This window comes from Bradyrhizobium sp. SZCCHNRI1029, assembly GCF_032487555.1.
Taxonomy (GTDB): Bacteria; Pseudomonadota; Alphaproteobacteria; order Rhizobiales; family Xanthobacteraceae; genus Bradyrhizobium.
Window position 1 is genome coordinate 39,733 of record NZ_JAUEUK010000021.1, and the last position, 23,511, is coordinate 63,243.

The window sequence follows — 23,511 nt, forward strand, 5'->3', positions numbered from 1 at the left end:
CGGCGACTTGGGGGCTTGGCGCCATGACGATCTCGATCAGAACTGTGTTGCCGCAGGTCGCGGCGGTGATTGCTCTGGCGCTGGCGGGGCCAGCCTGGGCCTCGAGCAGCATCACGCGAACCTCGTCGTTCGCTTACGACGCCGCTTCGGGCCTTCTCACCCAAGAGGTGGTGGAGCCGGATACGCCGGCGCTGCGGCTGCAGACCGACTATGTCTATGATGCGTTCGGGCATAAGCAGTCAGTGACCGTGAGTGGCGCCGACATCGTCAGCCGCTCGAGCTCAAGCACCTATGACGCGCGGGGAGAGTTCGCGACCTCCAACAGCAACGCGCTGGGGCAGAGCGAGAGCTTCCAATATGACGCACGCTTCGGCCAGCCGACTAGCCACACCGGACCGAACGGGCTGACCACGACCTGGAGCTACGATTCGTTCGGCCGAAAGATCCAGGAGGTGCGGCCCGATGGCACGATCACGCGCTGGCTGTATCAGTTCTGCAGCGGCGTCAACGGCGGCGCAGCCACCTGCCTCTCGGGCGCGAGCTACCTGGTCCAGGAGACATCATATGCCGCCGACGGCACCACGGTAATCGCGCCTCCGGCGACGCTGTTCTATGATTCGCTCGAGCGCGAGATCGGGCGCCAGACCCAGGGCTTTGATGGCAGCGTCATCCAGGCGACGAAAACCTATGACGCGCTCGGGCGGGTGACGCAGACCAGCCGGCCATACTTCCTGAACGGCGGCACGCCGCGCTACACGACCTTCACTTACGATACGTTGGGACGTGCAGTAACGACCACGCAGCCGGACGGCAGCGTGTCGCAGATGGCCTATCACGGCCTGACCACGGTCGAGACTAACCCGCTGGGCCAGACGCGGACGACGACCAAGAACAGCCAGAGCCAGATCGTGTCCGTGACCGACGCGATGGGCAAGACGCTGACCGCCGCCTATGACGCGGTCGGCAACATGGTGCAGACCACCGATCCCGTCGGCAACGTCGTCACTGCGACCTACGACCTGCGCGGCCGCAAGATCGCCAGCGCCGATCCGGATCTCGGTAACTGGAGCTACAGCTACAACACGCTAGGGCAGCTGACGACGCAGACCGACGCCAAGGGGCAGGTCGTCAGCCTGAGCTACGACATTCTGGGCCGCATGGTGCAGCGGATCGAGCCGGACATGACCTCGGTGTGGGTCTACGACACCGCCGCCAACGGCATCGGTAAGCTGGCCTCGACCGGCATCACCTCAGGCTCCGGTAACGGCTTTGCCCGCAGCGTCAGCTATGACAGCCTCGGCCGCCCGTTGCAGGTCGCGACCACGGTCGATGGCGCGACCTATACGATGGGCGCGGTCTACGACGCCAACAGCCGGCTGACCAAGGTCAGCTATCCCTCCGGCTTCACCGCCCGCTACGGCTACAACAATCTCGGCTTCGCCAACCAGCTTCAGGACGACGCCTCCAGCCAGTCGTACTGGGCGGCCTATGCGATGGATGCCGAGGGGCACATCACCCAGCAGACCGCCGGCAACGGCCTCAGCACCATCAGAGGCTTCGACCCGCTCACGGGCCGCCTGACCAGCATCGCCACCGGCGTCAACAATGCCGTGCAAAACCAGAGTTTCGGCTATGACCGCCTCGGCAATCTGACTTCGCGCAGCGACGCCAACACAAGTGTCAGCGAGATCTTCGTCTATGACGCACTCAGCCGGCTGACGACCTCGACCACCAATGTCGACACGACACCGCTGGTCAAGACGTTCTCCTACAGCCCGATCGGCAACATCCTGTCGAAATCGGACGTTGGCACCTACACCTATCCCGCTGCCGGTCAGCCGCTGCCGCATGCCGTGACCGGCGTCTCCGGCACGATCAGCGCTACGTTCACCTATGACGCCAACGGCAACCAGACCTCCGGCCTCGGCCGCAGCATCGTCTACACCTCCTACAACAAGCCGGCGAGCATCACGCAGGGCAGTCGGACGATCTCCTTCGTCGACGACACCGACCACCAGCGCTTCAAGCAGGTGACCCCGGAGGGCACGACGCTCTATATCGCCGCGTTCGGCGTGGCGGCCGAGGTGCAGAACCCAGGCACGATCACGCAGAAGTGGACCGACTATCTCCTGGTCGGCAATGCCAGGGTCGGCATGCGGGTGGCGCAGACATCGGGCAGCGGCACCACCGTCACCACGCGCTACTTCCACACCGACCATCTCGGCTCGATCTCGGCGATCTCGGACCAGAACGGGCTTGTGGTCGAGCGTCTCAGCTACGACGCCTGGGGCAAGCGCCGCAATATCAATGGCACGGATGATACCACCGGCAGCATCACCAGCCAGACCACCCGCGGCTTCACCGACCATGAAGAGCTGTCTGTCGCCGGCCTCGTGCATATGAACGGCCGGGTCTACGACCCCTTGCTCGCGCGCTTTACCAGTCCTGACACGATCACGGAGAGTCCGTTCAGTACCCAGGGCTGGAATCGCTACTCATATGTCGGTAATGATCCGCTGACCTTCACCGATCCCTCCGGCCACTGTTTCCTCGGCTGCTTCTGGAATGCGATTGGTAAGGCCGTGAGCGGCGCCTGGAAGTCGGTCACGCACTTCTTCCAGACGAACGCCATCGCTAGGTCAATCCTGCAGATCGGCGCGACGATCCTGCTCAGTATTGCGCTTCCCGGACTTGGTTTTGCTGCAAATTCCTTGGCGCTCGCCGTCGCATCCGCCGCCGGCGGCGCGATGATCGCGACAGGGCTGTCCGGAGGCAACATTGGGCAAGTTCTCAAGTCAGGTCTCATAGCTGCGGTAACGGCGGCAGCTTTCTATGGGATTGGCGATATCACGCCGGGCGCCGCCAAGCCCATCGGAGCGGGCTTTAATCCGGTTCAATATGCCGAAAACGTCGTTGGACACGCACTCGTCGGTTGCGCTTCGTCCGCGGCTTCGGAAGGAGACTGCAAGTCCGGCGCGTTGTCGGGAGCAGTTGGATCGGCGCTGTCGCCGCTCACAAACAGCGCATTCCCCCATCCGGATCAAGATTTTGGACAGCTCGCGGGTGGAACTGCAGTCTCCGCGGTCGCTGGTGGTCTCGCCTCTGTTGCTGGCGGCGGAAAGTTCGCAAACGGCGCGGTAACAGCGGCGTTTGGATACATGTTCAATAACGGGATGCATATCACACCGGAGTCGCTGGCGCGCGCCGACGCGGCCGGGTGGAAAGCCATGTCGTTCATCGTACAGGCAGGCCTGTTTGTCTTCGGTGGAGAGATTGTCGAAGGGCTGACCTACGCCTATGACTTGCTAAACGCAGAGAGAGGCGTCAATCTAGCGCTCACTTACAAACCAGGTTGGACAGCTGCCCAAATGGCGCAGGCTGATGCGAAGGTAGCAATCCTCAATGAGGCCGAAACCGTTGTGACAGCAGTGAATCGGTCGAGTACATCAGCGGCTAGCCGATATTCCAGGGCCGGGGGTGATCTGGTCCCAGGTTCAGATATTGACCATATGGTCGATCTTCAATTGGGTGGATCTGACACGGTTTCCAATATGTGGCCGCTCAATTCGAGTGTAAACAGGAGCCTCGGGGCTCAAATCCAGCAGGCGATCAAAAATCTGCCTGTAGGCACGGCTATCAACAGGGTTACGATTGGTCCTAGATGATGTTCGAGACCTTCAAGAGACATTTTCGTCGGGACGCAGGCCCAACACCGACAGGTCCATCAGGTGATATGGGCTTGCCGTCTGAAACGGCAAAACTGTTTGTCGAATTTGGTGGAAGCTCCTTCAACGGCGGGCTGTATAGAGTGGTACAGGTCAGCAGCCTCGATACATGGGCCGACCGCGTTGGATATGCGTTTCCCGAATTCAAAGGGCGCATCACGTGCTTTGGGTATGATTGGCTCGGTAGGGCATTCGCGATTGATGAAAGGCGCCTTGAAGGTGGAAAGCCCGGCGTGGTCATGTTTGAGCCAGGCACAGGGCAAGCTCTGAAGATTCCCGCGAACATCGAAACCTTCCACGATGACGAGCTAGTCAATTTTGGTGAGGCTGCCCTTGCGCTTGAGTTTTTTCAACGCTGGCAGAAATTTGCTCGTACGAAATTAAAATACGATCAGTGTGCCGGATATAAGAAGCCGCTCTTCCTTGGGGGAGGGGATGATGTAGGTAATTTGCAGATTTCTGACATCGACGTATATTGGCATATATCTGGCCAGTTCATTCTGAAGGCTAAAGGGCTTCCCATCGGGACACCGATCCGCATCAGTCGTCCGTGAAGATTGATGACTTCGGGATAACGCGATCCGGCGAGGCAATCAGGGGAATCGCCGGGCTCTCGTGTATTACGGTGACAGTGCTGGACTGCACACTTAATCACTTGATTGGGTGCGTCGTGCCGCGACGCTCCTGGTTGATCGGACGAGCAGGCGAAGTCTGGTTGTAATCGCGTTTAGGGCATTGGAACGCATGGTTGTGATGTGATTTCGCTCCACGTCGGTGCATCAAAGCATGTGCATGACTCACTTGCGTGTCCTACTGGCAATATCTCTCGCTCTTGAAACCCTCTAGACTCCGCCTGTTAGTTGTTAATCAGCTTGGCTGCTTCGGGTTGAGGTGAACGGCAGTGCGGGGCGAGGGTTACAGGCGCGGGTGGATGGCGCTTCCGATGGTGCTGGCGCTGTCGGCGTGTCAGACCGTGGAGGAGGGCACGTCGTCGTTCGCCTGGAGCACGAGTGCTGCGGAGGCGGGATCGCAGGCGCAGGCGGCAATGCGGTCGCCCGGGGGTAGTGCTCGGGCCGGCCGGATCTCGGGCTCACCGCTGCTTGATGACAACAAGGGCGGTCCTGCCACGATGGTCGAAGGCACCGGGCGGTTCGTCGGGGAGCCGCCGACCGGGGCCGTGCCGCGCGGGACGGAGGATGTCGCTGACGGCGTCACCATCAATCTCGCCGGGGTGCCGGTGCTGCAGTCGGCGAAGATGGTGCTTGGGGATATTCTCGGGGTCAAGTACACGGTCGATCCTGGGATCGAGGGGCGGATCACGATCCAGACACCGAAGCCGGTGGCGCGGGCCGCGGTGATCGATCTGTTCCAGGCGGCGCTGCGGGCCAACAATGCGGCTGTCGTCAACAACCGCGGCATCTATCGCATCGTGGCGGCGGACCAGACGGCGGTGTCGTCGGCTTATCGCACCGATGACGTGGCTGACACCGGCGAGATGGTCGGCAATGGGCTGCAGGTGGTGCAGCTGAAATATGTCTCGGCCTCCGAGATCCGGCGCGTCGTCGAGCCGATCGCGCCGCGCGGCGGGGTGGTGCGGGTCGACGATGCGCGCAACCTGATTACGCTCTCGGGCAATCGCCAGGAGATCGCGGCGATGAAGGATGCGATCGCGCTGTTCGACGTCGACACCATGAAGGGCATGTCGTTCGCGCTGATCCCGGTCAAGACCTCGGCGCCCGACGCGATCGCCACCGAGCTGAAGAGCGTATTCGCCTCCGACCGCGACGGGCCGATGGCCGGCATGGTGCAGTTCGTGCCCAACAAGCGGCTGCGCTCGATCCTGGTGATCTCGCCGCAGGTTCAGTATCTGCGCCGAGCCGAGAGCTGGATCCGCAAGCTCGACGCGCAGGCGCAAGGGTCCGAGAAGCAGCTCTTCACCTACGCGGTGCAGAACCGGCGCGCGCAGGAGCTGGTCGAAGTGCTGCAGTCGATGTTCCCGACCGACACGCAGGCATCGTCCGCGCGGCGCACGGTAGCGCCGAACTATCAGGAGGCGACGGTGCAGTCGCAGCCGTCGTCGTCCAGCGGCGGCTTCTCCGGATCATCGTCATCGGGCTTCACCGGCGGCCTCGGCTCGTCCAGCGGCGGGATGGGGGGATTGCGGACCTCGGCGCCGGCCACGTCCGCGCCCAGCGTCACTCCGGCGGCGGCAGCGGCCGCGCCGTCGGGCCGTGATAGCGATGCCGATGGGCCGCGGTTGCGCATCGTCGCCGACGAGGCCAAGAACGCGATCCTGATCGAGGCGGCCTCGGCCGACTACAAGCGCGTGCTGCAGGTGATCGAACGGCTCGACCAGATGCCGAACCAGGTGCTGATCGAGGCGACCATCGCCGAGGTCACTTTGAACGACGATCTGCGCTTCGGTGTGCAATGGTACATGCAGAAGCACAGCTCGAAATTCACGCTGACGGAGGCGGCCTCCGGCGCGGTCAGCTCGGTGTTCCCCGGCTTCTCTTATGCGCTGACCGCGGCCAACATCGCCGCCACGATCGACACGCTGAACCAGATCACCAACGTCAACATCGTGTCCTCGCCGTCGCTGGCGGTGATGGACAACAAGGCGGCGGTGCTGCAGATCGGCGACCAGGTGCCGATCACGACGCAGTCGGCGACCGGCACGTTGACGCCCGGCGCGCCGATCGTCAATTCCGTGAGCTACAAGGACACCGGCGTGATCCTGTCGATCATCCCGCGCATCAATGAAAGTGGCCGCGTGCTGCTCGACATCGAGCAGGAGGTGTCGAGTGTGGCGCCGACCACGTCGTCGAACATCGATTCGCCGACCATCCGGCAGCGCAAGATCAGGACATCTGTGGTCGTGAACGACAACGACGCGCTGGTGCTGGGCGGGCTGATCCAGGAGGGCCGCACCAGCGGTCGGAGCCAGCTGCCGATCATCGGCGACATCCCGTTCATCGGCAATTTCGCCGGCAGCCGCGACAACGTCATCGGCAAGACCGAGCTGATCATCCTGATCCGGCCGCATGTGATGCGCAGCCTCGACGAGGCGCGCAGCGTGACCGAGGAGTACCGCCACTTCATGGCGATCGAGGGCCCGCATCGCCGTCCGCCGGCGCGGCGCCGCGTCGAGGACACCGGACGCAGGATCCTCGACTGATGCCGCGCTTCCGCTACCGCGCCTACGGCACCGACGGCTCCTTTGCGGAGGGCACGATCGACGCTGTGTCAGCCGCGGCCGCGGATGCCGCGCTATGGGCGCAGGGATTGTCGCCGTTCCAGATGACGGTTGCTGACAGCGGCGGCACGACATGGTGGAATCGCGAGATCACGCTCGGCGGTGGCTCCGACCGCGGCGATCTGCTGGCGTTCACCCGCGAATTCTCGACGCTGTGCGCGGCCGACATCCCGATGGACGATGCCTTGCGCATCGTGCAGACGCAGGCGTCCGCGCAACGGCTGCGCAGCCTGATCGAGGCGCTGCTCGCCGAAATCCTCAACGGCCGGCCGCTGTCGGAGGCAATGCAGGCGCAGCCGCGTGTGTTTCCCGCCGACTATGTCGCGGTCATCAGAGCCGGCGAGTCCGGCGGCCGGTTGGCGCAGGTGCTGACCGAACTCGCCGAGCTGCTGGAGCGGCGGGCGGAGATCCGTGCCCGCGTCCAGTCGGCGCTGATCTATCCGTCGATGCTGATCGTGCTGAGCCTCGTCACGCTGGCAATCATCATCGGCGGCGTGATCCCGTCGATGGCGCCGATCTTCACCCAGAGCGGCAAGCCGGTGCCGCTGACCATCCAGCTGATGCTGGCGCTCAACGAGCACTGGCTCGAGATCGTGGTCGGCGGCCTTGCGGCCGTTGTGCTCCTCGTCGCCGTCGTGGCATTCACCATGGCCGATGCCGGCCGCCGCCGGCGCCTCGACCGGCTCGTGCTGCGGCTGCCGCTGCTCGGCGGCTTCCTGCTGCAGCAGGACACGGCACGCTTTGCGCGCACCCTCGGCACGATGCTGATGGCCGGCGTGCCGCTAATATCCGCCACGAAATCGGCGAGCGACGTCGTCGGCAACCGCCATCTCCGCGCGGGCATGGACCAGGCGATCGAGAAGGTTCAGCAGGGCACGGCGCTGCACCGCGCGCTGCGCACCGAGGTCGTGCTGCCTGCGGTCGCGCTGCAGATGATCGCGGTCGGCGAGGAGGCGGGCAAGCTCGACCGCATGCTGCTGCGCGTCGCGCAGATGCTAGAGAAGCAGCTCCAGACGAATGTCGATCGCTTCATGGCGGCGTTGACGCCGGCAATGACGGTCGGCATCGCGCTCATTATCGGCGCGCTGATCACGCCCGTCATGACGGCCGTCCTCAGCATCAACGATCTGGCCGGCCGATGAGCGCGCTGACGAGCGAGTGGCAGGACGGAACGAGCGCGGGCTTCACGCTGGTCGAGATGCTGGCCGTGCTGGTCATCCTCGCGCTGGCTGCGGTCGCCGCGGTGCCGATGCTGTCGCGCGGTACCGGCACTGTGAGCCTCGACGCCGCGACCGGCGAACTTGCGTCAGCACTGCGCGCCACGCGCGCCGCAGCGATCGTGCAGAACCGGGTGATGACGCTCAGCGTGGATGTCGACCGCCGCACGTTCGGCTCCGAGGTGGTCTCGTCGCGCTCGTTTGCGCCGCAGATCCAGGCGAAGCTGACCTATGCGGCCGCCACGCAATCGGAGCCGGCGGTGGGCGGCTTCCGCTTCTTTCCGGACGGCTCGTCGACCGGCGGCGATCTCAGCCTGGAGCTTGGCGGACGCGAGGTGCGGCTCTGCGTCGGGTGGCTGACGGGGACGGTGCGCACGGCGGCCGCATGTTGAGGGGAGGGAGGCATTGATGCTGAAATGTCAGGCAATGAGTGACGTCATGAGGCGGCGTGTTGTGGCGTGGCGCGGTCTCCGCCAGGCCCGCTCGCGCAGGGGCGCCGAGAGCGAGGCGGGGTTCACCCTGGTCGAAATGCTGGTCGTCATCACGATCATTGGCCTCATCATGGGGTTGGTGGGACCGCGGGTGCTGAGCTATCTCTCCGACTCCAAGCTCAAGACGGCGCGGATCCAGATCCGCAGCCTGTCGTCGGCGCTCGATCTCTATCATCTCGACAATGGCCGCTATCCGACCTCGGCCGAAGGGCTCGGCGCGCTCGTGCAGAAGCCGGCCACCGCGGCCACCTGGAACGGGCCCTATCTCAGTGGCACCTTGGTTCCGAACGATCCGTGGGGGCGGCCCTATGTCTACAAATTCCCAGGGCAGCACGGTGCCTACGACATCGTCTCGCTCGGGCCCGACGGCCGCGAGGACGAGACCTCCGCCAATGCCAATGTGACGAGCTGGCAGCCATGACGTCCATCGGGACAGCGATGACATCAGCGGTTGACGACGGCGAGGCCGGCTTCACTCTGGTGGAGGTCATCGTAGCGCTCGCCATGCTGTCGCTCGGCCTGACCCTGGTGATGAGCCTATTCTCGACTGGGCTTTTGCGAACGGGAATGGCCGAACGTCTGGCAGGGGCTGTGTCGCTGGCGCAATCCATGTTGGCACAGGTCGGCCCCGTGATTCCGCTGCGCACCGAGGCGCTCGCCGGCACGAAGGCGAATGGCTATCAGTGGCGCCTCGAAATGCAGCCCTATCGTCCGGTGCAGGGCGGAGACGTGCGCACAGTCGAACTGTATCAGGTCTCCGTCCAGGTCGGCTGGCTGGAAGGGCAGGACCCGCGCTCTTTCGCGCTCTCGACGCTGCGTCTCGGACCCAGAGCCACCAAGTCCCCGTGAGCCATGCTGATGACGTCGTCGGAAGCCGCAGGACTGGATGATTGTGACGCAGGCTTCACCCTGGTCGAAGTCCTGGTCGCGCTCGCGCTGTTCAGCCTGCTCGCCGTTCTGCTGTTCGACAACGTCAAGTTCGGCCTGCAGGCTTGGCGCAGCGGCAGCGCTCGAGCGGAAGCGTTCCAGCGCGAACTTGCGGCCCAGGATGTTATGCGGCGGCTGATCGGGAATCTCTATCCGATGATGCTCGGAGAAGATGCCGCACAGCGCCGGATCGATTTCGACGGCCAGGCTGAGAGCCTCGAATTTCTCGGCGACGCGCCGGCTGTGGCCGGCGGCGCGGGCCACTTCCGGTTCAAGCTTTTCGCCGACCGCAAGCCGGACCGGGTCGATCTCGTCCTGCAATCACGCCCCGAACTGGCGTTGAAGCAGGACTCCGAGCGGACGCTGCTGGTCTCCAATATCGATCGGGTGGAGTTCAGCTATGCCGGACGAGGGACAGGGGCCGACAACGCGGGCTGGCGCACCAGCTGGCAGGAGCAGACCGACATCCCGGCTCTTATCCGTCTTCGGGTCCTCATGCGTCCCGGCGACGGACAAACCTGGCCTGAGCTCGTGATCGCGCCGCGCGTGCAGGCAGATGTGAGTTGCGTCTATGACGCGCTCACGATGCGCTGTCGCGGGCGGTAGCGGGGAGGATAGCGCCATGCCGGTCATATCCGTTCTCTGGGGACTCATGCTGCTGACGGCGGTGTCGCTGTCGCTATCATGGTCGAGCAGCGTGTCGTACAGTCTGGCTCATAACGGCATCGAGCAGGCCGGTCTGAATGCGCTCGTCGAAGCCGGCGTCAACGCGGCGATCGACGGGCTGCTCGATCCAAAGGCAGAGCGCCGCTGGCGCGCCGACGGCAGGCTTTACAAGCTCGATTTCAACGGGACGCTGATCGGCATCAGGGTTCAGGACGAACTGGGGAGGATCGACCTCAACCAGACCGACGAGGCCATGCTGAACAACCTACTGCAATCCGTAGGGCTGGACGCACAGGTCGCGAGTAGCCTGACCGACAAGATCGTCGATTGGCGGACGACGACCGCGCTGAAGCACCTGAACGGCGCCAAGGACCGGGACTATGCCTCGCGCAGCGCCGCTTATCATCCCCGCAACGGTCCGTTCCAGAGCGTCGATGAGCTGCTGTTGGTCATGGATATGACGCCCGCGATCTTTGCGCGGATTGCGCCTGCGCTCACGGTCTATTCGGGGCGGCAATTTGTCGATCCGCAGCTTGCGCCCCGCGAGGTGCTGCGCGCTTTGCCCAACATGAGCACAGAGAGCGCCGAGGCGACTGTGGCTGCGCGCGAGACCGCCGAAGCCAGATCCGTGCTGTTCGCAGATGATCCCGCGATCGTATTGCGCGGTCGCGCCTTCGCGATAAGGACCGAATTCTCTTACGCCTCGCGCACGGTCTCGGCCGATGTCGCGGTTCGCCTGACGGAGAACCCGCGGCAGCCGTATTGGGTGCTGAGCTGGAAAACGAAATGACGGATGTAGGATGATCGTGACGCTCCAGAGTGGTGCTTCGGCTGAATGTGCTCGCGCGCCGCGCGCTGTGCACCTGCACTCCGTGCATGAAATCGACAGGGCCGAGCTACTGCAACGGTTCGGCGCCTTTCTGCTAGCGGAAAACGTCGTTGACCGCATGAGCCTCGATCGTGCGGTTCGGGCGGCGCAGACGACCGGCGACCGGCTCGACACGGTGCTGACCAAGCTCGGTCTCGTGTCGGAGATGGGCTTGGTTGCAGCGCTCGCGAAGTTCCTGGCTCTTGGTCTGGTACGTCCAGACGAGGTTCCGATCGAGCCTGTCTTGCCAGAGCTGGTCGAAGCGGAGTTCGTGTGGCACAATCGGGTGCTGCCGCTCCAGAGCACAGACGGCCGGCTAATACTTGGCGTGACGGATCCGTTCAACCACGATCCTGTCAGGGCGCTCGCATTCCTGACGGGACTGTCTGTCGATATGCGCCTGTTTACGGCTGCTGATTTCGACCAGGTCTGCGGCGCGCTCTATCCGATCCGTTCGAGCCACGACGCTACGCATGTGGTCGTCGGTGTCGAGGCCAATGAAGCAGACGTTCAGCGGCTGCGTGACCTGGCGAGCGAGGCGCCGATCATCCGTTTGGTGAACCAGATCATTGCCAACGCCGTCGAGGCGCGCGCATCGGACATCCACATCGAGCCGAACGTCGACCAGGTGCTCGTCCGCTATCGGATCGACGGCGTGTTGCGCTCGGCGCAGGTTCTCTCAGCGGATCTTCGCGCGGCGATCACGTCGCGCGTAAAGATCATGTCGAAACTTGACATTGCGGAGCGCCGGCTACCTCAGGACGGACGCATCAAGATCGCGGTTCGCGGCATCGACATCGATTTCCGCGTCTCGACGATACCGACGGCCTTCGGCGAAAGCGTGGTGCTGCGCGTGCTGGACCGCAATCGCGTGAGCCTGGACTTTGCCGAGCTCGGATTCTCAGACGAGCATATCGCCACGCTCCATGCGCTCCTGCAACAACCCAACGGCATCATCCTGGTCACGGGGCCGACCGGCAGCGGCAAGACGACGACTTTGTATACCGCGCTGAAAGCGCTGAACAACAGCGAGCGTAAGATCTTCTCGGTGGAGGATCCGATCGAGTACCAGATGTCTGGTATCAACCAGGTGCAGGTCCAATCGGACATCGGACTGACGTTCCCGCACGCGCTGCGATCGATGCTCCGGCAGGATCCGGACATCATCATGATCGGCGAGATCCGCGATCTCGAAACGGCACGCATCGCCATTCAGGCCTCGCTGACGGGGCATCTCGTCCTTTCGACGCTGCATACCAACAACGCGGCATCCGCGATCACGCGCCTTATCGATATCGGCGTCGAGAACTATCTGCTGGCGTCGACGCTGAAGGGCGTGATCGCGCAACGTCTCGTGCGCAAGCTCTGCCGGTGCTGTTCTTGTGGTCATCCGCAAGTGAGCTATTGGGCCGAGAGCTTCGAACGGTCCGTTACGCAGGTTCGTGCGCTTGGTGAACCAGATATCCGCCAGCCGCAGGGCTGTGCGGATTGCGGCCAAGTCGGATTCTCCGGCCGTTCGACGATCGCAGAGATGCTGGTTGTCGATGACGAATGTCAAAGTCTGATCCTGGCCAAGGCCGCGGATACGGCGATCGAGCGCGCGGCCCGCGAGCGGGGGATGCAGAGCATGTACGAGATGGGCGTTCGAAAGGTCTGGCGCGGCGAAACCACGATCGACGACGTCCTGCGCGCGACCCGTATGGGATGAGGACAGCGAGTGCGGCAATGCTGGAGGGCAGGGACATGGGAACGCTGCTAACGACGGTCCGTGCGGCTGGTCCGCGCGAGCTGGCGCGGTTGGCTGTCAATTGGTGGTGCGGGGAATTCGTCAATCTGCTGCCGCAACGGATGGCGGCCTCGCTGACCTCCGGCGGCAGACCGAGGATCGTGGTCGACGGCTGCGCTTCGGGTGTCACGCTTCGGCTGATCGATCCGGGATCTGGGATCGACGTCTCGGAGACCTCGGATGAAGAAGGGGTGATGGCTGCGATGGAGGCCATCATGAAGCGTTACGGCTTTGACCGGCGCGACGTCGATCTCGGCTTGCGATTGCCTGAACAGGACGTCTTTCGCCGCGACCTCGTGCTCCCGGCCGAAGCCCGCGATTCGATCAATACCATCGTGCCGCAGGATCTGCTGCGCCGGACTCCCTTCAAGGTACAGGACATCTATTCCGACCATGTAGCGGGCGCATCTCCGGACGGCCGCATTGCCGTTCGGCAATGGGTCACCCGACGAGGGCGTGTCCAGCAGGCCGCCGATGAGCTCGGGCTTCCGCTCGAGCAGATCACGTTCGTCGTCTTCGGCGACGATGAAGGGGCACCTTCGATCCGCCTGGCCCACAAGGCTGACGTTCGCAATTCGTACCGGATCGCAATCGCGGCGCTCTGTTGCACGACCATTCTACTCGGGGCGGGCCTCGCGGGCATGACCTATGACCGGCAACAGACTGCGCTGGATCGGTTAGAGACCGATATCGCGATCGCGCGCCGGAACGCAGAGCGCGTCCGTTCGGTGGTCGATCAATTGCGGGAGCGGCAAACAGCGCTGGTGCGGCTTCGCCTGCAGCGGAGCGAGTCGCCGGGGCTGATCGACGTCTGGGACGAAACCACACGGCTTCTGCCAAAACACTCCTGGCTGACCGAGTTGCGGCTTATCGAGGGGGGCGGCTCCCGCAGCGCGACGGTCGCATTGACGGGGTTCTCCGCTGCCGCGCCTAGCCTCGTCAGCATTCTCGACAGGTCGAAATTCTTCATCAACGCCACGCTGACATCACCGGTCGCAATGGATCCAATCGAAGGCCGGGAGCGCTTTTCGCTTCAGGTCAAGATTCGGCTGCCTGACGCAATCAAGGAGGCGACACGATGAAGGTCTCTTTTAAGTTCGATGCTCAGCTCGCACGTCGCAGCCTGTTCGTCCTCGGAAATTTTGCCATGCTGAGCCTTGCGATTTGGGTGATCGTCGTGCCGATCGATAAGATGTTTGCCGAGCGCGAGGGCCGCATTGAGGATCAACGGCTTTTGCTGGGAAGGCTGAGGGCGATCGCGGCGCAGGCATCGGCTGTCGAGGCGCTCTCAGCCGAAACGGAGTTGCAGTTTCAGGGCGGGGAGTTTCTGACGGGCGCCAATGACAACGTGATCTCGGCCGATCTGCAGACGAAGTTGAAGACGATCTTGGGTAGTTCGGGTGCCCAGTCCCGCGCCATCCAATCCTTGCCCAGCCGGACGGTGGATCGGATCAGGTATAGTGGAGTGCGGGTCGATCTTTCGGGGGCGTTGCGATCGGTGATGCACGTGGTCCATGCCGTCGAGAGCGCGAAGCCCTACTTGTTCATATTCAGCGCGACGCTGAAGAGTGGACCCGCCCTGCGGCAGGGTGCGGCCGAAGAGCCGATGCTTCAGGCGCAGCTCGATGTCTATGGTGCGATCCAATGAGGCTACCGGCGAGATGGCGCGTAACTTCGCCGGTCGGAGTGCTGGCGGTTCTGGGCACGATCAATCTGGTGCTCGGAGCGAAATTGGCGATACTGGGATTGGGAGAAGAAACGGTGGGCTCGCAGCGCGTAGCATGGAACGCTGAGCTACCGCGCTCGATGGCGGGCTATGCGGAACGACCGCGCGCGGATGCCTACACAGAGATCGTCGCTCGCCCGGTCTTCTCCAAGTCGCGCGAGCCCTTCGTTCCGCCTCCACCCGCACCGCCTCTCCCTGTCGCTCCCCAGCAGGCAGTGACCGCGGACCCCGGCCTCATTGTTGGTGGTATTATGATAACGACTCGGGAGAGTAAGGCCTACCTGCTGAACAAGGCTGGTGGCGGAGTCGGCTCCTGGGTTGATGAAGAAGGGATGTTCCAGGGCTGGAAGGTGAAAACCATTGATGCGTCAGGTGTCCGGATCGAGCAGGTCGGCCGTGTGATCGAGCTACAGCTCTATCCGCGGAATTGAATAACGATCGAGGCCCCGAGATCGACGGCGGTTAGGTAGCCGCCTGCAGAACAGGATAGATTAGCCTGCTCAATCGGGCCGCCCGTTCTCTTGCGAAGCGATGGCGATCAAAAGGCCCAACTGCGGACATGTGCCCACTCACGCAAAGAGTGGAGGCGTCGGCAACTCGTGCCACGACATAAATCCATCGCAAAAAGCCAAACGGCAGCGACCACGACTATGGCCCCCGCAAGCGAGTTAAGTCCTCCCAAGGCCCACAATCGAATGGTTGTGTCTGACGTTCAAGACGGCTAGAGGATAAGTCACTGTAAAGTGCGCCTCAGGGGGGAATGAACGCACGATGCACAACTCGGACTATTTTGTCCTTTTTCTTGCAGCTCTCGCGGCGATTGCGATCGCACTCAGGCTAACAAGGAGCCTTGAGACACGCCGCGCGATCGTTGCGTTCGGATCAACGGTTATTTACTACGAACTGGACCCGCAAGGGCTGCCAGTCTGTCTCGGTCTCGTCGCTATCAATTGGGGACTGGGGCGGGCGTTCGTTCTGTCGCCAAATCATCGCAAGACGACAATCTTGGTCTTTGGACTGACGCTCAATCTTGGTCTGCTTGCCGCCTACAAATATCTCGGTACGCTCGTCGCCGGGTTGGGCCCGACCTATTCTGTCGAGCTTGGGCTCGGCTTCCCGATCGGACTTTCCTTCATCGTCTTCCGTCTGGTGTCGTATCTCATCGACGCCCACGGTGGCGGCAAGGTCGCGCACTCTCCGGTGGACTTACTGAGCTATGTCTTGTTCTTCCCTGCAATTCTTTGTGGTCCACTGATCCGCTATGACGCGATGACGAGCCAGGATCGGCTTGGCCGCACGACCAGCGTTGACTGGTCCGTCGGCTTGGCGCTGATCGGAGCCGGGATGTTCAAGAACCTCGTGATCTCGCCGGCGGTGGCGCTCGTGGCGGATAAGGTCATGATTCCGTGGCTCGCCAAGCAGCCGATCCCAACCGCCGCCGCCTGGGTCGGCATGATTGCCTATGGATTTCAGGTCTATTTCGACTTCTCGGGCTACAGTGATGCGGCCATCGGTGTCGCACGATTGCTCGGAGTGGAACTGCCGGCTAATTTCCACTCGCCCTTCAAGGCGCGCAGTATGGTGGATTTCTGGCAGCGCTGGCATGTTTCCTTGACTCGTTTCCTGACGATCTACGTCTACAACACAGTCACGCTCGACATGGCGCGCCGGATCGGCGCCAAGGCGAGCGCAGCCAGGCAGTTCGTCTGGCGCATTGCCTACCCCACCACGCTGGTGATGTTTCTGATGGGAATCTGGCATGGCAATCATCTGACATTCGCCATGTTTGGCTTGTATCATGGTGCCTTGCTGGTAGTGAACCACCTTTGGCGGAGCTTTGGCGGGTACTATCGCAAGGTGGCCCTTGCTACCAGTTGGTGGCCTATGGTGGCGTTGGGACTGACCTTCTTGTCGGTTGCAGCGGGGTGGGCGATCTTCCGCGCGAGCAATCCTGGTGGGGCGTTCGCAATGCTAGGTACGCTGCTGGGACGCTCCGAGTGGACCGGCGCCACGCTGCTGACCGGCGCGTGGCCAACCCGGCTGGCGGACCCTGTTCTCTCCACAGGTGGCACGATGCCACTCACGGTCGCCGACCTAGCGATTCTGCTCCTGCTCTTCTTGATCGTCTGGGGGCTGCCGAACAGCAACCAAATCCTGTCCCGTTTCAATCCAGTCCTCGAAGGCGGCGGCTACCCCAAGATCGCTCCTTCGGCTGATGCGCTCAAATTGTCTTTTTCTCCGGTCTGGGCAGTCTCGGTGTCCTGCCTACTCGTCTGGTCGGCCCTGGCGTATCTGAGCAATGATCGCGCCGCGCTGCTCTATTTCCATTTCTGACCCGAGTGAACATTGGCCATGTCCGTCCAACCGATGAGCTCAGCAGAATCAGCCATGCAATTGTCCGTTTCGCCCAACTCGGAAGAGCGGACGGCGGGGGTCCGGGGCCGTCGTTTCGTGGCTTGGGTGGTGGTGTGCGCGCTAATCCAGATCGCGCTGATGGAGTATCTGGGGTGGGCTACACTTGAGGGACGTCCACCCGCGGCCGCTGCTCGCCTGCAGCAGGGCAACATGCCCGTGGTGTTTTTTCCGACCGACGCGCGCAACTGGGCCTCCTTCAAGCTGCAGCGGATCGCCGACGAACAGCCTGAGATCATCGCTATCGGAAATTCGCGCTGCAGTCAGCTGCGGTCGGCGATGTTCATGCCTTACAAGTTCTATAACGCCTGTCTGACAGCCTGGACGGTATCGCAGTTGCGCGACTTCCTCAACAGGATCACCGAGGTCTCGTATCCCCGCGTGGTCATCTTCTCGATGGATTACTTCCAGCTCTCAAACTCCTACCAGAGGATGGAGGGTAAGCGGGCGGGGACGTTCCGCTACGGTGTCGAGGAACATATCGGAGGCATCGGCTCCTTGATTGGGCAGACGATTGATTCCAGCGGTCGCGGTTTAGAAGCAGCATGGGAGTGTCTTGCGGGCCGCTATCCGAAGCATCCGCGGGAGGATCTGACCATGGTTGGAGTCACGGCTGCACGAACCGGCGCCGGCTTTCGTTGGGATGGATCGTTGATCTATCAGCTAGCGCAATATGACGCCGCCAAGCAGGTCATGCTTGATTTCAGAAACGGCTTGGTTAATGCCATTCCTGGCGCTCCCAAAGCCGACGAGGAGCAACTCGCTCAATTGGCGGGAATGGCCGCGGATGCCGAGGCCAAGGGGATCCTGCTGGTCGGAATCCAGTTTCCAATCTTTGCGCCGACAGTCGATTTCCTGGATCACAACGAAGAATACCGACCCTACGCGGGCGCTTGGCGCGATTTCGAGAGCGAGACAATGAAAAGAAGATTCACCGAGATGGGAATCATCCACGTCGATCTGAGCCGTGCGGCCATGTCGAAGGATCCCGAAAATTTCGTCGACACGTCTCATCCATCAGAGGCCGGAATGGTTGCCGCCCTGATCGAGGCGAGCGGCAATGCCGCTTTCAATGCCGCGCTGCCGCGGCTGGATATCACCGGTCTGCGGGGTGACCTCAAGCGTGCCAGCGACTATGTCAATCACTATCATCTCTACAGATCGACTTTCGTGAAGTAATTGCCTTTAGGGCGGAGTGCAGAAATGACGGCTGAGATCTACGAGCGCTTGAACAAGGTTTTCATCGAGACCTTCGGCGATGAGACCATCAGGATCTTCCCCGAGATGACGGCCGACGACCTCGATGAGTGGGATTCCGTGACTCACATCTCGCTGGTGCTGGCGGTCGAGGAAGAGTTTGGCCAACGCCTCAACGCTTCGGAAATCGGCAATCTCGAGAATGTCGCGGCGATGGTGTCGTTGCTCGAGAGGAAGATGGCACGCTAGTTGCTGGCGCAAGTCTGTCTATCATTGGAAGAAGCCGGGATCGAACGGTTTGCGTTTCGAATTGCGGCCGGGCGGCTATGTCTTTTTGAGTGCATTGGCTGAACGCGATTGGGGGCGGGGGTTGTCATCGGCGGCTGTCTGGGTGTCGATGGCGCCACAGTCCGCGACCCCTGCGAGTAAGTGGCGTTCGTTTCTTCTCGACCGGCTGGTCGGAAGCAGGTAATTTGGCAAACGTTAGGGGTGTGCTCGGCCCCATTCTAAGCCGTGCCGAGCACTTTGATACTGCTGATGGACAGGACAGGGGATGGCTCAATTTGCCGGCGGCGCGAGCGCGGTTCTGTGCCTGAGACCGGAGGATATCTTCGTCGGCTTGACGGCGGAGATCGAACAGCTCGTCGAACGCCATCATGTCGACCAGTTTGCCGCGCTTACCGGCGACGTGTCCCCGATCCACATGGACGATGGTGTGGCCAGGGAGCGTGGTTTCGAAGCGCGTGTCGTCCACGGCATGCTGATCGCCGGTTTCGTCTCACGGCTGTTCGGGCTTCGGCTGCCGGGTCTCGACTGCATCCTGCAATCGATCAACCTTCGATGGATTGAGCCGCTCTATATCGGTGACACGATCCGTGTTCAGGCGACGGTTGCGCAATGGTCGAGCGCAGCCGAGGTTTTCGTTGCCAATGTTGATGTCATTCGCCAGCGTACTCAGATGAGCGTTGCCAAGGGCAAGGTCCAAGTTGGATTTACCAGGAGCCGACCATGACGGATTGGGATTTTATATTGATCTGCCAATCGAACGTCGTTGAGTACGACGCGTATTCGGCTCTGCCAATCGATCGGCTGGATCTGTTCCGGTCACTGGTCTACCCACGAATGGTTCGGCACGAGGGCAAGTTCGTTGGCCATCTTGATTTCATCAACGCGATCTCGGGACGCCCGAACTATTTCGAGTCCGACTATCCCGGCCGCCGGCAGTCGCTGAATATCTGGAACCTCCCATCCGCAAGCGGACTGCATGTTGCGAATTACCTACTGTCGTTCGGCATTCGTACCAAGATCATCAACAACATCGACAGCGACTGGGATCTGTTCGAGGAGGCCTATCGGAGCAGCGGCGGCAAGATCCCCGTCGGTATCTCATCGACCTTCTTTCTGACCTTCAAGGAGATCGGGCGCATCTGCAAACGCCTCAAGAAGCTCGATCCCGACATGGAGATCATCGTCGGTGGCGCATTCGCGAATTCCTACATCATCAACGGTTCGCCGGCCGATCTCGCGGAGCCGATGCGCAAGTACGGCATCAAGCACATGTTGCATGCCTTCAATTCGGAGTTCGACCTGAGGGATCTGCTCCTGGCCCGAGGCAAGGGCGGGGGATTTGACGAGGTCAAGAACCTCTGCACCTTAGAACGCGGCAGCTTTTCTGCCGGTCCAGTGCAATGGAACACGCCACTTCTCGACGACTGCCCGGCCTTGTGGGACCAGCTGGACGCGCCGTTCCTGAACCGCACCGTCCAGATCAGGACGGCGTCGGGATGCCCATTCTCCTGCGCCTTCTGCTCCTATCCGACGACGGCTGGTGGCTGGAAGACACTCGCGGGCGACAAGGTCAGGATGCATCTCGACGCGGTGAAGCGCATTGGCGGCATAGACCGGATCATCTTCATCGACGACACCTTCAACGTGCCGCCGCACCGTTTCAAGGCGCTGCTCAAGATATTCCAGGAGTATGATTTCGAGTGGTTTTCGTTCCTGCGTGTGCAGTATGTCGACGAAGAGATCGTACGCGCGATGAAGGACTCGGGATGCAAGGGGGTCTATCTCGGCGTTGAATCCGCCAATGACACCGTGCTCGAAAACATGAACAAGAAGGCGCGGCGCGCCGATTTCCGGCGTGGGATCGAGCTGTTGAACAAATACGATATCAACTCGCTATCCGCCTTCGTACTTGGCTTCCCCGGCGAGACCGATGAGACCATTCGTGACAACATGGACTTCATCGAGAATTGCGGCGTCCAGTTCTACTCGCTGAAGGAATTCTATTACATGGAGCACACCGATATTCACAACAGGCGAGAGGAGTTCGGGCTGACTGGAATGGGCGCCAATTGGAAGCACAACACGATGTCTTCTGAGGACGCCGGTCGCATCAAGCTCGAAATGTTCCAATCGATCAAGAACGCCTGCTTCGTCGATCCCGACACCAGCCTCTGGTACATGGCCTATCTGTACGATCAGGGCTACGACTTCCGCGAGATCAGGCAATTGCAGGAAGGCATCAACACCATCATGAAGAGGCAATTGGCAGGCGACTTTGGCGACAACTACGACGTCATCGCCTCGCTGAAGCGGCTTCATGAGAACCGGTCGCCGGGACGGGTACAGGTGATCAACCGCCCCGAACTCGTCAGCAGCGTCTTCGGGCCGTGAGGACCCGATCGGACGGTGCAGCGGCCTTGGTCGCGGATCCGTTGCGGGAGCGCCGGATCTAAGGGAGCGGCGCCAGATTTGGCGTTGGGATCAACCGGCTTACTGGTCCAATGAATTGCCAAGTTTCGGGGCTTGCCGCGGAAGCGCTACCGCGACATGGCGGCGAACTGGGACATGAGACCAGACGTTTGCGATGAGCGGATCTGAAATGAACAGCACGCGATCGAACGACCGTTTCGCCAGCTTCTGTGCGCAGGCGCGGCGTGGGGATATCCACGAGGCCTTTGCGACCTTGCGAAGCGCCATTGATCCAAATGACAGCTTTGTCACCTTGCGCAAATATCTCAAGGTGTTCGACACGATGGATCGCGACGCGCTCGGCCTGAAGCCGATCAGAATCGCGATTCTATCGAGCGCCACGGTCGACCATGTCTCGGAGATGGTCCGCCTGTGGCTGGCAAGCGAAGGCTTTGCCGCACAGTTCTACATCGCTCCGTTCGATACCATCGTTCCGACCATCCTTGACAAGGATGGCGAGCTGTACGCGTTTGAGCCCGAGATCGTCTGGATCTTCACGACCGGTCGCGATTTGCGGATCGACATGCCACCCGGTAGCGCCGTCGACCTCGTCGAGGACGCGGTGGCCGCTGAGGTAGACATGGTGGAGGGCCTCTGGGCGGAGGTGCGTAAGAATTGCCCGGCCCTTGTCATCCAGAACAACGCTGACACGCCCGCCATCGATATCTTCGGCAATTTCGAGGGATCGGTCGGGTGGAGCCGGCGCTCGGTCATTCGCAAGTTCAACAGCCGGCTCGCCGACCGCGCCTCAGGGGGCGTCGTCATTTTCGATTATGATCACCTGTCGGCACTCTACGGCCAGGCGCGTTGGTTCGAATATCGGCACTGGCATCACTCCAAGCAGCCGATGACGTTTGATGCTATGGGTCTGGTCGGCTTTACTTTTGCGCGGCTGGTTGCGGCGATCAAGGGCCAGGCCAAGAAATGCGTCGTACTAGACCTCGATAATACGTTGTGGGGTGGGGTGATCGGTGACGACGGGCTGGGGGGGATCAAACTTGGCAACGGCGCGACCGGCGAGGCGTTCAGCCAAATTCAGAACTACTTCAAGAGCCTCAAGCAGCGCGGTGTTATCCTCGCCGTCTGTAGCAAGAACGATGTCGCCAATGCCAGAGAGCCGTTCGAGCAGCATCCAGATATGCGCCTGAGACTCGACGACGTCGCGGAGTTCATGGCCAATTGGAGCAACAAGGCTGACAACATCCGCACAATCGCCGAGAACTTGAATATCGGCCTCGATTCGATGGTGTTCGTGGACGATAATCCGGTGGAGCGTGACTTGGTGCGCCAGTATCTGCCGATGGTCACCGTCCCCGAATTGTCGGACGACCCTGCGGAATATGTCGGGCTCGTGCATCGGCAACGCTATTTCGAGACGGTCGCCTATTCGCAGGAGGACGCGGTGCGCACCGACTATTATCGCGCCAACGCGCAACGTCGCGAACTTCAGGGATCGTTCACCGACCAGGCCCAATTCCAGAAGAGCCTGCTGATGGAGGCCGAAGTCGGTTGTGCCGACGGAATGTATCTCGCGCGCTCGACGCAATTGATCAACAAGAGCAACCAATTCCATCTGACCGGCACGCGCTACAGCGAAGCCGAGGTGAGGGCGTTTCAGGCCGACAGCAACTGGACCTGCCGTCATTTCACCCTGCGCGACCGTTTCGGCGACAACGGCCTGATCTCGGTGGTGCTGATGCGGCAAGACGGCCTTGCGCTCGTCATTGATACATGGGTCATGAGCTGCCGCGTGCTGGGCCGGGCGATGGAGGAGTTTATTGCCAACGAGATCGCACGCGTCGCCCTCGCGCGCGGCTGCGAGGTGATCCGCGGGCGTTACGTGCCGAGCAAGAAGAACAAGCTCGTGGCGCAACTCTACCAGCGACTCGGTTTCGAGAAGGTTGGCGATGTGGAGGGCGCGACTGATTGGGTTCGTTCGGCCGATCCGCCAATTTATCTTGAGACAACGATCAAGCGGGTCGCAGATGCGCACCCCGATAGTTGCTTGCAGGCATTGCATTTTGCGCAGAAGCTCGATCAATAGCGGGCTGTGAGGTCGAGACGCCTGAACGATCAATTGTATCCAGGGAAGCACAGGTCTCTGACTCTAGGCGACGAAAGCTCATTCGCGGCTAGCTAAGTGAGCCGCTCAGCGGCCGCTTAGAGCAGCAATTAAGGTGGCTGCTCGTCGCCGCGACAACTATCGCCGAAGGGCTCTGGGAGTTTCGCGGCGTGCTTCCTTTGCCCCGGCGTTACGTTGTCCGGCACGGTACCCTGCTCTTCATGAAGCGGGCTCGATTGAGCCGCGCTTGCCGCTCGGCGGAGCAAGATGCGCTCGACGAGGCTACGAAGAGCCTGGGCGAGCACGGCTCTGTCTTCCGAACGGTTGAACCGTCGGTCAGCTGGGCTGACCTTGCCCCTGGGGCTTAATCCAGTTTGAAGTTCGTTCTGGCCCAACGAGGACCAGAGCATGAAGCGCAGCC

General features: G+C 61.7%; 19 protein-coding genes and 1 pseudogene. 19 read left to right on the top strand and 1 reads right to left on the bottom strand.

Features of this window, described 5'->3' with window-relative positions; genetic code table 11:
• Window positions 1–23 precede the first annotated feature (23 nt).
• The 19 genes from QW861_RS33685 (at window position 24) to QW861_RS33775 (ending at window position 23,072) form a co-directional block, all read left to right on the top strand.
• Window positions 24–3,665: an RHS repeat-associated core domain-containing protein gene (locus QW861_RS33685; protein ID WP_315754889.1), complete on the top strand. Its 3,642-nt coding sequence runs from the start codon at window positions 24–26 to the stop codon at window positions 3,663–3,665.
• Entirely contained in the window at window positions 3,662–4,279 is a 618-nt protein-coding gene (locus tag QW861_RS33690; RefSeq protein ID WP_315754891.1) for a T6SS immunity protein Tdi1 domain-containing protein, read from the top strand. Before QW861_RS33685 ends, QW861_RS33690 begins: the two co-directional genes overlap by 4 nt.
• A gap of 377 nt (window positions 4,280–4,656) precedes the next feature.
• A complete protein-coding gene (gene gspD, locus QW861_RS33695) occupies window positions 4,657–6,903 on the top strand; it encodes a type II secretion system secretin GspD (protein WP_315754893.1) in 2,247 nt (748 codons plus the stop codon).
• Entirely contained in the window at window positions 6,903–8,123 is a 1,221-nt protein-coding gene (locus QW861_RS33700; RefSeq protein ID WP_315754895.1) for a type II secretion system F family protein, read from the top strand. The genes gspD and QW861_RS33700 overlap by 1 nt, the downstream gene beginning before the upstream one ends.
• Window positions 8,120–8,590: a GspH/FimT family pseudopilin gene (locus QW861_RS33705; RefSeq protein ID WP_316194030.1), complete on the top strand. Its 471-nt coding sequence runs from the start codon at window positions 8,120–8,122 to the stop codon at window positions 8,588–8,590. The genes QW861_RS33700 and QW861_RS33705 overlap by 4 nt, the downstream gene beginning before the upstream one ends.
• Before the next feature lie 46 nt (window positions 8,591–8,636).
• A complete protein-coding gene (gspG, locus tag QW861_RS33710; protein ID WP_315754899.1) occupies window positions 8,637–9,110 on the top strand; it encodes a type II secretion system major pseudopilin GspG in 474 nt (157 codons plus the stop codon).
• Window positions 9,107–9,538: a type II secretion system protein gene (locus tag QW861_RS33715; protein ID WP_315754902.1), complete on the top strand. Its 432-nt coding sequence runs from the start codon at window positions 9,107–9,109 to the stop codon at window positions 9,536–9,538. Before gspG ends, QW861_RS33715 begins: the two co-directional genes overlap by 4 nt.
• Window positions 9,539–9,547: 9 nt before the next feature.
• On the top strand, window positions 9,548–10,222 hold the full coding sequence (locus tag QW861_RS33720) for a prepilin-type N-terminal cleavage/methylation domain-containing protein (protein ID WP_315754904.1): 675 nt from the start codon (window positions 9,548–9,550) through the stop codon (window positions 10,220–10,222).
• Between the two features lie 46 nt (window positions 10,223–10,268).
• Window positions 10,269–11,072, top strand: coding sequence for a type II secretion system protein GspK (locus QW861_RS33725; RefSeq protein WP_315754906.1), 804 nt, complete (start codon window positions 10,269–10,271; stop codon window positions 11,070–11,072).
• 10 nt (window positions 11,073–11,082) lie between these two features.
• Window positions 11,083–12,858 (top strand): GspE/PulE family protein, encoded by a 1,776-nt coding sequence (locus tag QW861_RS33730; RefSeq protein ID WP_315754907.1) that lies wholly within the window; start codon window positions 11,083–11,085, stop codon window positions 12,856–12,858.
• A 35-nt stretch (window positions 12,859–12,893) separates the two neighbouring features.
• On the top strand, window positions 12,894–14,018 hold the full coding sequence (locus QW861_RS33735; RefSeq protein ID WP_315754909.1) for a PilN domain-containing protein: 1,125 nt from the start codon (window positions 12,894–12,896) through the stop codon (window positions 14,016–14,018).
• The gene (gene gspM / locus QW861_RS33740) at window positions 14,015–14,584 is read left to right on the top strand and encodes a type II secretion system protein GspM (RefSeq protein WP_315754911.1); all 570 of its coding nucleotides are present in this window, start codon (window positions 14,015–14,017) and stop codon (window positions 14,582–14,584) included. Before QW861_RS33735 ends, gspM begins: the two co-directional genes overlap by 4 nt.
• A gap of 38 nt (window positions 14,585–14,622) precedes the next feature.
• Window positions 14,623–15,093: a hypothetical protein gene (locus QW861_RS33745; RefSeq protein ID WP_315754913.1), complete on the top strand. Its 471-nt coding sequence runs from the start codon at window positions 14,623–14,625 to the stop codon at window positions 15,091–15,093.
• Window positions 15,094–15,433: 340 nt separating this feature from the next.
• Window positions 15,434–16,996: an MBOAT family O-acyltransferase gene (locus QW861_RS33750; RefSeq protein WP_315754916.1), complete on the top strand. Its 1,563-nt coding sequence runs from the start codon at window positions 15,434–15,436 to the stop codon at window positions 16,994–16,996.
• Window positions 16,997–17,050: 54 nt separating this feature from the next.
• Complete coding sequence (locus tag QW861_RS33755; protein ID WP_315754918.1) at window positions 17,051–18,253, top strand: hypothetical protein; 1,203 nt, start codon at window positions 17,051–17,053, stop codon at window positions 18,251–18,253.
• Between the two features lie 24 nt (window positions 18,254–18,277).
• A complete protein-coding gene (locus tag QW861_RS33760; protein WP_315754920.1) occupies window positions 18,278–18,520 on the top strand; it encodes an acyl carrier protein in 243 nt (80 codons plus the stop codon).
• 304 nt (window positions 18,521–18,824) lie between these two features.
• Entirely contained in the window at window positions 18,825–19,283 is a 459-nt protein-coding gene (locus QW861_RS33765; protein WP_315754922.1) for a MaoC/PaaZ C-terminal domain-containing protein, read from the top strand.
• Window positions 19,284–19,393: 110 nt separating this feature from the next.
• Complete coding sequence (locus QW861_RS33770; protein WP_315754924.1) at window positions 19,394–20,950, top strand: radical SAM protein; 1,557 nt, start codon at window positions 19,394–19,396, stop codon at window positions 20,948–20,950.
• 208 nt (window positions 20,951–21,158) lie between these two features.
• Complete coding sequence (locus tag QW861_RS33775) at window positions 21,159–23,072, top strand: HAD-IIIC family phosphatase (RefSeq protein ID WP_315754926.1); 1,914 nt, start codon at window positions 21,159–21,161, stop codon at window positions 23,070–23,072.
• A gap of 128 nt (window positions 23,073–23,200) precedes the next feature.
• Here the strand turns inward: QW861_RS33775 and QW861_RS33780 are convergent.
• Window positions 23,201–23,511: pseudogene (locus tag QW861_RS33780) on the bottom strand (hypothetical protein); the annotation flags it as partial.

What these genes read in the sequence shown, in the direction of transcription:
- QW861_RS33765 (WP_315754922.1), top strand. Translation starts at nt 18,825, where the DNA reads ATGGCTCAATTTGCCGGCGGCGCGAGCGCGGTTCTGTGCCTGAGACCG.
- QW861_RS33700 (WP_315754895.1), top strand. Translation starts at nt 6,903, where the DNA reads ATGCCGCGCTTCCGCTACCGCGCCTACGGCACCGACGGCTCCTTTGCG.
- QW861_RS33735 (WP_315754909.1), top strand. Translation starts at nt 12,894, where the DNA reads ATGGGAACGCTGCTAACGACGGTCCGTGCGGCTGGTCCGCGCGAGCTG.
- QW861_RS33755 (WP_315754918.1), top strand. Translation starts at nt 17,051, where the DNA reads ATGCAATTGTCCGTTTCGCCCAACTCGGAAGAGCGGACGGCGGGGGTC.
- QW861_RS33720 (WP_315754904.1), top strand. Translation starts at nt 9,548, where the DNA reads ATGACGTCGTCGGAAGCCGCAGGACTGGATGATTGTGACGCAGGCTTC.
- QW861_RS33770 (WP_315754924.1), top strand. Translation starts at nt 19,394, where the DNA reads ATGGTTCGGCACGAGGGCAAGTTCGTTGGCCATCTTGATTTCATCAAC.
- QW861_RS33690 (WP_315754891.1), top strand. Translation starts at nt 3,662, where the DNA reads ATGATGTTCGAGACCTTCAAGAGACATTTTCGTCGGGACGCAGGCCCA.
- QW861_RS33775 (WP_315754926.1), top strand. Translation starts at nt 21,159, where the DNA reads ATGAACAGCACGCGATCGAACGACCGTTTCGCCAGCTTCTGTGCGCAG.
- gspG (WP_315754899.1), top strand. Translation starts at nt 8,637, where the DNA reads ATGAGGCGGCGTGTTGTGGCGTGGCGCGGTCTCCGCCAGGCCCGCTCG.
- QW861_RS33685 (WP_315754889.1), top strand. Translation starts at nt 24, where the DNA reads ATGACGATCTCGATCAGAACTGTGTTGCCGCAGGTCGCGGCGGTGATT.
- QW861_RS33730 (WP_315754907.1), top strand. Translation starts at nt 11,083, where the DNA reads ATGATCGTGACGCTCCAGAGTGGTGCTTCGGCTGAATGTGCTCGCGCG.
- QW861_RS33725 (WP_315754906.1), top strand. Translation starts at nt 10,269, where the DNA reads ATGCTGCTGACGGCGGTGTCGCTGTCGCTATCATGGTCGAGCAGCGTG.
- gspM (WP_315754911.1), top strand. Translation starts at nt 14,015, where the DNA reads ATGAAGGTCTCTTTTAAGTTCGATGCTCAGCTCGCACGTCGCAGCCTG.
- QW861_RS33750 (WP_315754916.1), top strand. Translation starts at nt 15,434, where the DNA reads ATGCACAACTCGGACTATTTTGTCCTTTTTCTTGCAGCTCTCGCGGCG.
- QW861_RS33705 (WP_316194030.1), top strand. Translation starts at nt 8,120, where the DNA reads ATGAGCGCGCTGACGAGCGAGTGGCAGGACGGAACGAGCGCGGGCTTC.
- QW861_RS33715 (WP_315754902.1), top strand. Translation starts at nt 9,107, where the DNA reads ATGACGTCCATCGGGACAGCGATGACATCAGCGGTTGACGACGGCGAG.
- QW861_RS33760 (WP_315754920.1), top strand. Translation starts at nt 18,278, where the DNA reads ATGACGGCTGAGATCTACGAGCGCTTGAACAAGGTTTTCATCGAGACC.
- gspD (WP_315754893.1), top strand. Translation starts at nt 4,657, where the DNA reads ATGGCGCTTCCGATGGTGCTGGCGCTGTCGGCGTGTCAGACCGTGGAG.